The organism is Microcoleus sp. LAD1_D5 (assembly GCF_036702115.1).
Lineage (GTDB): Bacteria > Cyanobacteriota > Cyanobacteriia > Cyanobacteriales > Microcoleaceae > Microcoleus.
In genome coordinates this window covers 1-12,928 of sequence record NZ_JAUBSA010000114.1, presented here as the reverse complement: position 1 = coordinate 12,928, position 12,928 = coordinate 1, and the positions used below count along the sequence as shown (strand labels likewise).

Annotated in this window: 6 protein-coding genes; 5 read left to right on the top strand and 1 reads right to left on the bottom strand. The window is 44.6% G+C overall.

Translation table 11 applies throughout. From position 1 onward, the window contains the following. The first annotated feature begins 467 nt into the window (after positions 1–467). The 4 genes from QUA70_RS26735 (at position 468) to QUA70_RS26720 (ending at position 6,773) form a co-directional block, all read left to right on the top strand. A complete protein-coding gene (locus tag QUA70_RS26735) occupies positions 468–3,407 on the top strand; it encodes an ATP-binding protein (RefSeq protein ID WP_333410748.1) in 2,940 nt (979 codons plus the stop codon). Further along, complete coding sequence (locus QUA70_RS26730; RefSeq protein ID WP_333333044.1) at positions 3,404–3,775, top strand: response regulator; 372 nt, start codon at positions 3,404–3,406, stop codon at positions 3,773–3,775. The genes QUA70_RS26735 and QUA70_RS26730 overlap by 4 nt, the downstream gene beginning before the upstream one ends. Positions 3,776–3,876: 101 nt before the next feature. After that, positions 3,877–5,214, top strand: coding sequence for a response regulator (locus QUA70_RS26725; protein WP_333350848.1), 1,338 nt, complete (start codon positions 3,877–3,879; stop codon positions 5,212–5,214). Between the two features lie 194 nt (positions 5,215–5,408). Then, a complete protein-coding gene (locus QUA70_RS26720; protein ID WP_333333092.1) occupies positions 5,409–6,773 on the top strand; it encodes a response regulator in 1,365 nt (454 codons plus the stop codon). Between the two features lie 259 nt (positions 6,774–7,032). On the opposite strand, the gene QUA70_RS26715 is transcribed toward QUA70_RS26720, so the two are convergent. Next, complete coding sequence (locus tag QUA70_RS26715; RefSeq protein WP_333333047.1) at positions 7,033–8,400, bottom strand: TldD/PmbA family protein; 1,368 nt, start codon at positions 8,398–8,400, stop codon at positions 7,033–7,035. A gap of 469 nt (positions 8,401–8,869) precedes the next feature. On the opposite strand from QUA70_RS26715, the gene QUA70_RS26710 reads away from it, so the two are divergent. After that, a complete protein-coding gene (locus tag QUA70_RS26710) occupies positions 8,870–12,874 on the top strand; it encodes a PAS domain S-box protein (protein WP_333350850.1) in 4,005 nt (1,334 codons plus the stop codon). Positions 12,875–12,928: the final 54 nt, after the last annotated feature.

Below are 12,928 nucleotides of genomic sequence, written 5' to 3'. Positions count from 1 at the left end.
ATTTTAAACCATCCTAATCTTTCTTCAGTCTTGTCTTATGGTACTTTGGCTGCTTAAAAACTGTCCGGAGTATTGTATTAAGTTATTTAATTCAGCAACTAAAACTTCCCGTTCGATGTTTATTGTCTAATTTTTTGGTGCTGGTAAGTAGGTAGGCGCTGTAAGACGCAACTATGTAAACGATTGTAAAGTATGCAAATGCTCTAAGCGTGGTTGACTGAGCAATGTTTTCCTACTGTTACATTGTTTAGTTTAATCCCACCTACCTACTTACACTGAGCTGTGATAGTTGCGTAAGTCCTGGTAATATTGAAGACGGATTGAGATAGATTTTCATGGTTGACTGGGAAAGGTAGCTTTCCCAAAATTTTAAGACTAGCAAAAATGCTTAACCGAAAAAGTTAAAAGCTATAAAGCTAAACATCAGGGTGGCGACAGCAAAATTCCCAAAATAATAGGTAAAACTGATGGCGACAGGCATCCGACACCAGCCGGAAAACGGCTACCACTCAGAACCAGCTCAGCCTTCCCCACGAGAAAGTCTCAAGAGGCGAGAGCTCATGCGTCTACCCCGAAGCCTGAGTGCCCTCGAAACATCAGGCTTTGGCCTCACAGGTCTCGCTAATTGGTTTACCATCGCCACAGCCATCCAAGCAGCGATTGGGCCTAGCGCCATCTTCGTCTGGTTGCCCGGTATCCTGATGGGCATAATGCTCAATCTACAGGTAAAACGCATCGGTGAGTATTTCCCAAACATGGCTGGGGGAACGCCCAACTATACCGCCCGAATGCTGAAAAATTATCCCGGTCTGGGAAGCTATGCAGCGATCGGCTACTTTTTAAGCTGGGTATCAACACTGCCAATTTCTGCGATCGTACTGACCCAATTAATCAAAGTCAACCTCAATAGTTTAGGTTTTAGCTGTCCTGAAACTTTACTAAATATTACCTTCACGCTCCTACCCTTCATTTTGACATTCAGCGGTACTCGCGCCTTAAGTATTCTGCACGCCTTTTTCGTGTTACCGACAGTCGGCGTACTATCCGTTTTTTCCATTCACGGTCTATTCTGGTTAGCTTTTTCGTCAAACAGTCCCGGCTTTTTCCCCACCATTTGGCCGGAATTCACCTTTATTGACTGGGCTAAATGGTTTTACTTTGCTACCTACATCTTCTACTGCTGTGACTCCGCCGCCAGTTTCGTCGCGGATAGCCGCAACCCTACTAAAACCTTGCAGTTTCTCAAAATTTCCGCACTGGGGATGCTGCCTGTGATTTTAGGAGGTTCCTGGGTACTGATGCGCTTGGCTACTGCTCCTGGTCTGAAAGATGACGTGTTCTTGAATGTATTAGCTGCCTGTCAGGTATTATGGGGACCCTGGGTTCCCACCCTTGTCACCTTTCTGGTAGTCGCAAGCTGTCTTCTGAGTTGCGCGACCATAGTTTCCAACTGCCCCCGGATGCTGTATCAACTTGCCGTAGATGGGCATATTTCGCCAACATTCGCAGTTGTATCCCGCCGGGGTGTATTTGGATTTGGGCTGGTCTTTGTTTTGGTTCTCAGTTTAATCTGTCTAGCTTGGGGAAATGTACCTCGCCTTGTGGCGATTACTAATGTTGGCTTGGTTGTCTGCCTGATGATGTTCCATCTCTCACTATGGCTCCGGCGGGATCAGCCTGAAGTTCGGTGGCCTGGGTGGTCGCTGGGTTTTTTCGTAGTAGATGCGGTGGTTCTGGTGGTGGGAGGCTTGGCTTGGGGCTGGCAAGACTTTATCATTGGGTTGTTTTTTCCCCTGGGCGTTTTAGCAGTGGAGGCAGGGATAAGTCGCATTGCTTTTGCCCCTTTCCATCCGTCGTGGTGGATTCGGCTTTACCGCAACACAAGCAAGAGCAAAATGCCAGATTTTGTGGCGTTTCAGGTTGTAATTTTGATCTTGCTGATTGTGAGCGCCGTCTCTGTCGGCTGGATTTTTGGCTTCAAATTATATGCTAACTCTACTGTTGGCTTGAATTTATTCGTAGTGCTACTGGTGACAGTTGCTTTTATTGGGGTGGCAGTTGCCTGCTGGACAAGCTTACCCCAGGTCGTCTCAATGGACGAGGCGCGAGAGGGAGCAGAACAGCTGTTTATCATTGCCCTAGATGCGATTGTAGTGCTAGATGAAAATGGTGTCATTCGTCAGACTAATCCCGCTGCTGAAAGCGTCTTCGGAATAAAGGCTCGTGGGCTAATTGGGTCTCACCTAAACAAATTACTACCCGGATTAGGGGTTCAGCCAGAGCAGTGGCTCAGTCGCAGCGAACAAACTTTCAATTTTTCTGATCGTAGCGCGCGTATTCTGGAAGTTGCCATCTCCGACCGATTCTCTCAAGGCGCTTCCCTTTCCAATCAGGATCTGCAACAATATGTGGCGATCGTCCGCGATATCACCGATCGCAAACAAGCCCAGCAAGCACTGCAAAAAGCTAATGAGGAACTAGAAATCAAAGTCGAAGAGCGTACATCTGAACTCACCCATACTGTGGAGCAATTGCAGAATGAAATTGAAGAGCGCCAGCGAATCGAAGAAAATCTCAGAGCTATGCAAAATCAAATTATCGTCCAAGAAAAACTCGCTTCCCTGGGCAGTTTAACAGCAGGAATTGCCCATGAAATCAGAAATCCCTTAAACTTTGTCAACAATTTTTCAGAAGTTTCTGCTGAATTAACCGAAGAACTTTTGCAAGAAATTGAAAATCAAACAGAACGTTTAGAACCCGATAGCAGGGAGTATATTACTGAGCTATTAACCGATCTAAAAGCTAATCTCCAAAAAATCAATCAACACGGTCAAAGAGCCGACAGAATTGTCGGCAATATGCTTTTGCATTCTCGCGGACAAAGGGGTCATTGGGAAGCCACAAATATAAATAGTTTATTGGAAGAATATGTCAATCTAGCCTATCACGGGATGCGAGCCAAGGAGGCTGCTTTTAACATGATCATCGCCAGCGACTACGATAGTGATATTGGCAAAGTAGAAGTCGTGCCACAAGACATTTCCAGGGTTTTTCTTAACATTATTAACAATGCTTGCTATGCAGCCCATAAAAAGAAACAAGAAACAGGAGAAGAATTTTCACCTCAGCTTGATGTCAGAACTAGAAATCTGGGCTCGGCGATTGAAATTCGCATTCGCGATAACGGCCCAGGTATAGACCCAGATATCTTCGATAAAATTTTCAATCCCTTTTTTACTACAAAGCCAGCGGGGGAAGGTACTGGTCTAGGTCTCTCTATCAGTCACGATATTATCGTCCAGCAGCATCGGGGAGAAATCAAAGTGGAAACAGAAGCAGGAAATTACACAGAGTTTATCATCACATTGCCGAAAAAAATAGCCGAAGTTAAGGAGTTTAAAAAATGAAAGTAATGGTTGTAGACGACGAGGAAGATATTCAGTCTTTGTTCAAGCAAAAGTTTAGAAAAGAAATCAAAGCAGGGCAAATTGAATTTCATTTTGCCCTGTCGGCAAAGACTGCATTGGACTACTTGGAAAACCCGAAAAAAGCGTCTATTGTCTTGATTTTGTCGGATATTAATATGCCAGGGATGAATGGGCTAGAATTGCTCAGAATTATCAAACAAAAGTTTCCAGATATCAAAGTTTTTATGATTACCGCTTATGGAGATGAGACAAATTATCAAACCGCGATATCTTATGGATCTGATGACTATATTACTAAGCCTGTTAATTTTGAGACCCTGAAAAATAAAATAATCAATTTGGAGTAAATTCACAATGAAACATAATTAGTAATTGGTAATTGCTACCTTCCCCATCCTCTCCATCTTCCTTCTGCCTTCTGGGTTCTACTAGCAACTGAAAGACTAATATGTCAGCAAAAATACTGTTTGTAGATGACGAAGAAAATTTAGAATATCTAATTTCCCAGGTATTTAGAAAAAATATCCGCACGGAAGGATGGCAGCTTTTTTTTGCCCATAATGGTGTAGAAGCGCTGGAAAAATTGAAAGAACACCCGGATATCGATATAGTATTGACCGACCTTAATATGCCTGAAATGGATGGTCTGACTTTACTATCTAGACTTAATCAAATAGACCTACCCCTCAAAACAATAGTTATATCAGCCTATGGCGACCTGAAAAACATTAGAAATGCAATGAACTTAGGTGCCTTTGACTTTCTAACCAAGCCGATAGATTTGGAGGATTTAAAAATTACCATCAACAAAACGCTGCGTGACGTGCAACACTTAAAAGAAAACCAGTGCTTGCGGGAATCAGAAGCCCGTGCTAGAGAACAAGCTCAGGATTTACAACAAAGTCTGCAAGAGCTAAAAAAGACCCAAGCTCAACTAATTCAGACCGCAAAAATGTCTTCTTTGGGTCAACGGGTTGCGGGGATGGCCCATGAAATTAACAATCCCGCTAACTTTATCTATGGCAATATTAGCCACGTCAGTGATTATATCCAAAAGCTATTGCACCTGCTACATCTCTATCAGCAGCAGTACCACCCACCCTGTTCTGAGATTGAAGCTGAAATCAAAGCCTTAGATTTAGAATTTATGATAACAGATTTATCCCAAATCCTGGCTTCGATGAAATGTGGTGTTGACCGTATTCACAAGATTGTTTTGTCTTTACGCAACTTTTCGAGGCTGGATGAAGCTAACATAAAGTCTGTTGATATTCACGAGGGGATCAAAAGCAGCCTGCTGATTTTGGCTCATCGACTTCAAACAACGACAGCGCGTCCAGAAATTCAAGTGATCCAGGAGTACAGCAATCTGCCTTTAGTAGAATGCTATGCAGGAGAACTAAATCAGGTGTTTGTTAACATTTTTTCTAATGCGATTGATGCTTTGAATGAGTACAATAAACAACAGTCACTAGATGACATCTTCGCTCCTCAACTCACTATTACTATTCGCACTGTTCTGCTAGAGGAAAACTCCCGTGTTGTCATTCAAATTCGGGACAATGGGCGGGGAATGACCGCAGACGTGAAAGACCGCATTTATGAACCTTTTTTTACTACTAAGCCTGTAGGTCAGGGTACTGGTTTGGGTCTCTATATCAGCTACCAAATTATAGTGGAGAAGCATGGGGGCGAATTGAAGTGTGTTTCAGAGGTGGGGGAGGGAGCGGAGTTTTGGATTGAAATTCCAATCAGACAAACTAAGGCTGAACTTGAGTTGAGCTAATAATTTTGCCTCTACCCAACAAGAGAGCCTATTACAGCCGTCCGGTTGGCAATTGTATAAATCAGCCTTTTCATTACTCCTGCAATAATCTATAATAGACATTAAAGTATATAAATATTATGCGGTTAAGTTAATTAATCAAGTAATTAATCAAAGAAGAAAAAATGTCGTATACAACCGAAAGAGTTCGCAATATGCCAGCTAAAATATTATTTGTGGATGACGAACCCGATTTAGAATCTTTAATTTCCCAAAAATTTAGAAAAAAGATCCGCACAGGAGAATACGAAGTTTTTTTTGCACATAATGGCGTAGAAGCGCTGTCAAAGTTGCTAGAACAGCCGGATATAGATATTGTACTGACAGACATTAATATGCCAGTCATGGATGGTATGGATTTACTAGCGAAACTTAACGAGCTAGTTACTATGGTCAAAACAGTAGTTATATCTGCTTATGGCGACTTGGGAAATATTAGAAAGGCAATGAATGGTGGGGCCTTTGATTTTTTGACTAAGCCTATAGATTTTCAGGATTTAGAAATTACAATTAACAAAACATTGTCCCATGTGCAACAGCTAAAGGAAAACGAGCGCTCCCGCCAAGAAAGAGAGGAGAAATTGCGGCAATCGGAAGTGCGAGAGCGAGAAAAAGCTATCCAACTAGAAATCGCAATGCAAAAGTTACAGCGTACCCAATCTCAGCTTATTCAGACTGAGAAAATGTCTAGCTTAGGACAGTTAGTTGCTGGTGTTGCCCACGAAATTAATAATCCCGTTAATTTTATCTATGGCAATTTAACTTATGTTAATGAGTATACTCAGCAGCTATTGGATTTAATCAACCTTTACGAACAGCACGATGCCCATAATCACCCTGAAATCGAAGCTTTAATTGAGAAAATAGAGCTGGAATTTATCAGAGAGGATCTGCCTAAAATGCTATCTTCGATGAAAGTAGGGGCAGAACGTATCCGTCAGATTGTGCTGACTTTGCGAAACTTCTCGCGGCTTGATGAAGCTGAGATGAAACCCGTTAATATTCACGAGGGCATCGACAGCAGTATAGTCATTTTGCAGAGTCGGCTCAAGCCTAAGCCGGATTGTCCACCTATTCAAATTATTCAAGAATACGGAGATTTGCCGAAAATAGAATGTTATGTCGGTCAGTTGAATCAGGTATTTATGAATTTGCTGAGCAATGCGATTGATGCCTTGAATTACTATGACAAAAAACGCAGCCCGGAGCAAATTAAAAACGAGCCTAGTATGATTACGATTCGTACTTCTATGCTGAATCAGGATTGGGTAAGAATCAGTGTTAAAGACAATGGGCTGGGGATAACAAGCGAGGTAAAAACGCATCTGTTTAGTCCTTTCTTCACAACTAAACCTGTAGGTCAAGGCACTGGTTTGGGATTATCTATTAGCTATCAGATTGTGGTGGATAAGCACGGCGGAGATTTGAAGTGTTTATCACAGCGAACAGAGCGGGGTGCAGAATTTGTGATCGAGATTCCCATTAGGCAGAATAATCGGGTAGAGATGAAGGAAACTTAAGGGGAATTAAACAAAAAATCAAGGGAAAGTCTAGTAAAGTCTATAATTGCGATCGCACTTCCCCAATTTCTCTGTGATTTCTGAAGTCCCCCAAACACCGAACGACCTAGCTGAAGCCCTCTATAGTAGATTTTGAATCAGTTGTCAATTTGTCAGTGTCCGGGACTGGTTAAGGTGAGGCGTGAGGGCGCGAGCACGCCTTCACCATCTGCCAGTTGCGTAAGTTTTGAACTAATAATTAATGACTAATGACTAATAATTATCTTCCTCCGACGACGACATTTTTAATCCGCAAATGGGGGCCGCCGACGCTTACTGGTAAACCACTCTGGCCGCCTTTACCGCAACCCCCGTAGGCATAAACCGAGTCGTTTCCTATCGACTCAATATCCTTTAAAGTCTGAAATACATTGCCGCTTAAAGTGACATCGCTCACCGGTTCAGCCAATTTGCCGTCGCGAATCATGAACCCTTGAGCCGCCGCAAAGGTAAACATTTCGCCGTTGGTTTGTCCTCCCAACATCCGCACTGCATAAACTCCTTCGTCAATGTCGGCAACCATTTCGTCAAAAGAATGTTCGCCAGATTCGATCGCAGTATTAGTCATCCGCACCAAAGGCATAAAAGTAGCGCTCAGAGCCCGGGCATTTCCCGTCGGACTTTCGCCCATTTTGCCCGCAGTCTCGCGATTGTGCATCCGAGCGGCTAAAACTCCATTTTTAATTAAATGCTTGCACTGAGCCGGCACACCTTCGTCGTCGTATTTCAAAGTTCCCGGCAATCCCGGTACAGTTGCGTCGTCAATTACATTCAATTGTTCGATCGCCACAGGCTTGCCCAAAGTCAACAATTCCTGCATTTTCGGGTTTTCGTAAATGCCGTCTGCTTCCGACAAATGCCCGAAAGCTTCGTGAATAAAAACCCCCGACAAATAAGGGTCTAAAATCACCGGATACTGACCGCCTTTCACCGATTTTGCCTCTAGTTGGCCAACAGCTCGAACGGCAGCACTCTTAACACGATCTTCAATATTTGTCAAGACATTGTAATCCGATCGCGAGTGAATCGACTCAAACCCTTGGCGGACAACACCGCCCTCGCCGCGGGCGATCGCTCCGAAACGCCCGGTCACGTCCAAGCGCTCTTGAGCGATGCAAGTACCTTGAGAATTCACAAAATAAGTAATCCCAAATCTGTCGCTGTAACCTGCCATTGTCGTCTGAATTCGCGGGTCATAATCTAACAGCAACTGATTGTAAGATTCGAGCAATTTCCGCTTTTCGGCTAAAGTAATAGAGCGCGGATCGCGACCCAATTCCACCGCTACATAATCTTGAATCGGGGTGACATCTGCTAGTAGAGTTTTTTCGCTGCCAACCAAACGAGATTGCACTACAGCTTCTTCAATGCGGTCTTTTAACTCAGCTAAACCGTTAAAAGTTACAAAACTCCAGCCGCCTTTGTGACAGGCGCGAATGCCGCCTGCGAGACTAAAACTGCGGTTGACAGCATCTAACTGAGGGCCGCGAAAACTAATCGCAGTTGACTCGCTTTGTTCGAGGCGAACTTCTAGATAATCTACGCGATCGCGGTAAGGTGCGATCGCTTCCATCAACTGTTCTTGCATCAAATTGCCCCTATGAATGATTAGCCGTAGCGCTGAAAAAAATTATTGCTAACCTTATTTTAGCTAATAACTCCCGTCTTTCGGGTGCGCGCTCCCCCCCCCGGTGTGGTGCGGGAGCATGGCGCGCCCTACCCGATCAAGGAGGAGTCAACCAATTTTAGATTTTAGATTTTAGATTTTAGATTGATCCCGTCCTGAGCCTGCGAAGGAATGAATCCGGGGGCTTATGAGCACATTACTTTCGGTCAGTCGATTGTAGATTTAAAACTTTTTCCATAGAATTGATGATTAGAGGCTTACACATCGCCGACGTTCGGCGGGCGTCCTAGAACACAAAAAACTCGCGCCCGCTTGCGAAAAGCCCGGTATGCCGCAAATCTGGCATTTGCCTACAGAAATCAAACTAAACTAAATCTATCTAAAGATGTAAAAAATATACCTTAACCGCCGGCAGATGGAATACTTTAAGGTGAAAAAATTCCAAATTTCACCGTATTTAGCAGCAATTTCGGCATCAATAGCAATTTTGGTCGGAGTTGGCATTTTAGATCGATCAGAACAGCGGCGGTTTTTTCAATACAACCGCGCTAGCACCCTCGATCGGCTCAGCACAGTCCGTTCTAAGCTAGAAGGCTCTTTAAATTCCCGGCTATTTCTGATGCGGGGTTTGGTGGCTTACCTTTCCAACAACCCAAATATCACCGAAGCCGAGTTTGCAGCGACGGCGAGAATTCTGGTGGCACAGCAACCGGGCATTCGCGCCATAACTTTAGTTAAAGGCACGACGATCGCTTACATTTATCCGCGGGACGGAAATGAAGCGGCGATCGGCATTGACTTGACGGCGCTACCTGAACACAGGCAAATGGTCAAAGATGTCATCAACACCAGAAAAACTTTGCTTGCCGGGCCCGTAAAATTATTGGAGGGGGACTTGGCGTTCATCAGTCGATCGCCCATTTTTCTCACACCCTCCGGTGCCGAGCCCGAAACAGGAGTCTACTGGGGCTTGACAGGTCTGATCATCGACAAAAATTCCCTGATTGAGGAAGCAGGACTCAACGACTCCTCAGCGAAGCTGCAATACTCTCTGCGGGGCCAAGACGGGAAGGGAGCATCCGGCCGAGTGTTTTTCGGTGACGGGTCAATTTTTCAGCACAATCCCGTGATGCTGGAAGTGACTTTGCCCAACGGTTCCTGGCAGTTGGCAGCAATTCCGGCGGGAGGATGGCCTGCGAATTCGCCGTTTCGAGGCTGGCTGCTTTTTGGAGGCGGCTTGCTGGCACTTTTGAGCGGGGTGGCGGTTTTTAGCTGGGTGTACGGCCGTGCGAAACTGCGTTCCAGCGAAGCTAAGTATCGGCAACTCGTTGAGAATGCTAACAGTATGATTGTGCAGTTAGACAGTGAAGGCAAGATTACTTTTTTTAACGAGTGTGCTGAAACTTTTTTCGGGTATTCAGAAGCAGAAATCATCGGCAAAAGTGCGATCGGCACAATTATACCGAAAACAGATTTATCAGAAAGTGGCCTGGCGGCAATCATTCGAGACTGTTTGGCACAGCCGGAAAAATACTTGCAAAACGAAAATGAAAACATCCGCCGCAATGGAGAAAGGGTGTGGATAGCGTGGACAAATAAACCTTTACTAGATGGGAAGGGAAATTTGGCAGGAGTGCTTTGTATCGGGACGGATATTAGCGATCGCAAACAAGCTGAAATCGCCCTGCAAGCTTCTGAAGCGGAACTTCGAGCTTTGTTCGCTGCCATGAACGACGTAATTTTAGTGATTGATATTGAGGGACGCTACCTGAAAATTGCCCCGACAAATCCCGGACTTTTATACAAACCGTCGGCAGAACTTGTCGGCAAAAAAGTCAGCGAATTATTCGAGCCAGAAATTGCAGATTTTTGTCAGGAGCAAATTCGCACCGCCCTTGCTACAAATCAAACCTGTACTTTTGAATATAACCTGGAAATTGCCAGCGTACAAACGTGGTTTGCCGCTACCATTTCGCCAATGAAAGAAAAAACGGTTTTGTGGGTTGCCCGCGACATTACGGAGCGCAAGCAAGCTGAAAGTTGGTTGACCGGTCAAAAACAAATTTTAGAAATGATTGCTAAGGGCGCTCCTCTTGGCGATACTTTAAATACCTTAGTTGAAATTATCGAGCAGCAATCTAGAGATGTCATCGGTTCGATATTGCTTCTAGCTCCAGACGGCGAACATTTGCTGCACGGAGCCGCGCCCAGTTTACCCGACAGTTACAATGCTGCTATTCATGGCAGAGCCATCGGCCCGGATGTAGGCTCCTGCGGCACTGCTGCCTTTACCCGCCAACAGGTGATCGTTACAGATATTGCCAGCGATTTTTTGTGGGAAAATTATCGAGATTTAGCCTTGAGTTTTGGACTGAGAGCGTGCTTGTCTACTCCTATTTTCTCATCTCAGGGTCAAGTTTTGGGAACTTTTGGAATGTATTATTCCCAACCGTGCCACCCCCCAATTGTTGATCTGCAATTAATAGAAGCAGCCATGAATTTAGCCGGAATTGCGATCGAACGCAACCAGGCAGAAGAAAGTCTCCAACAACTCAATCAAGAATTAGAAAATAGAGTCCAACAGAGAACTGCTCAATTGATGCAAACTGAAGAACGCTGGCAGTTAGCACTCAAAGGCAACAACGACGGCATTTGGGACTGGAACTTGCAAACAGGGGAACTATTCCTGTCCGATAGATTTAAGGAAATCACCGGATACGACGAACACAGCCCCATTCTCGATTACTTCGACGAATTGAACAAGGGCACGCATCCCGACGATTTAGCCTTAGTAATGCAAGCTCTCCAAGACCATTTAAACAAAAAAACGCCGCATTACATCATCGAATACCGCTGCTGGTGCTACAACAGCGCCTACAAATGGATACTCAGTCGAGGACAAGCTTTGTGGGATGTATCTGGAAAAGCCGTCCGCATGGTTGGTTCAATTACTGATATTACGGAGCGCAAACAAGCAGAGGAAGCACTACGGGAAAGCGAGGCAAGATTCCAAAAGCTGTCTGCTAATTTGCCGGGAATCATTTATCAATGTTTGTTGCGTGCAGATGGATCTGTCAGTTTCCCTTACATGAGTCCTGCTTCCCGAGAAATCTTTGAGTTAGAGCCAGAAGCTGTTCTACAAAATTCGGCTTTGCTAACAGATTTGGTTCATCCCGACGACCGCCAAAATTACGCCGAATCTGTGGCTATTTCTGCCCAAAATCTGCAACCTTGGCAGTGGGAAGGACGGTTGGTACTACCTTCAGGCAAGATTCGCTGGTTTCAGACAAATTCGCGTCCTGAAGCTAAAGAAAACGGCGATATTCTTTGGGACGGCATCACCATTGATGTTACCGATCGCAAACAAGCTGAGTTAGCTTTGCAAGAAAGCCAGCAGTTCATTCAAAAAGTAGCATCAGCTACTCCCGGTATTTTGTATCTCTACGACTTGGAAGAACAGCGAAATATCTACACTAATACTTCAATGCTCGCGCTTTTGGGCTATACCAGCGACGAAATTACAGCGATGGATGCGTCACTGATGCCTCAGTTAATACACCCCGAAGATTTGCCTAAAATTGTGAAACATCACGCCAGCTTTGCAGGAATTAAAGATGGCGAAACTAGGGAAATTGAGTACCGGGTACGGGCAGCAGATGGTCAATTGTTGTGGCTGCAAAGTCGCGATACTATTTTTAGTAGAAATGCGGAGGGTCAGGCTAAGGTAATAATTGGAGTTTCCCAGGATATTACGACTAGCAAGCAAGCAGAGGAAGCACTGCGACAAAGCGAGGCGCGAGAAAGAGAAAAAGCTCGAGATTTAGAGTCAGCGCTCCTGGAATTGCGCTCTACTCAAACTCAGCTCATTCAAACTGAAAAAATGTCTTCTTTGGGGCAATTAGTGGCCGGGATTGCTCACGAGATTAATAATCCCGTTAATTTCATTCACGCTAACATTGATTATCTCAACCAGTATACTAAAGAGTTGCTGGATCTGGTGACTCTTTACGAACAGGAGTATCCCGAACCAAATTCAAAAATTGTCGATCGCATTCAAGAGATAGATCTGGATTTCATGGCTGAGGATTTAAGAAAAGTTATGGGTTCGATGCAGGTAGGAAGCGAGCGCATCCGGCAAATTGTATTGTCCCTCAGAAATTTCTCGCGACTGGACGAATCGGCAATGAAGCCGGTCGATATTCACGCGGGAATTGAAAGCACTTTGTTGATTTTGCAGCACCGCTTGAAGAGTCACGACAGCCGCCCGGAAATTGAAGTAATTAAGGAGTTTGGGAAACTGCCGCTGGTGGAGTGCTATGCCAGCCAACTGAATCAGGTGTTTATGAATATTATTGCTAATGCAATTGATGCTATTGAAGAACGATATCACAAGTTGTCGGTTCCACTATCAGACAATACTCCGGACAGTTTTTAAGCAGCCAAAGTACCATAAGACAAGACTGAAGAAAGATTAGGATGGTTTAAAATC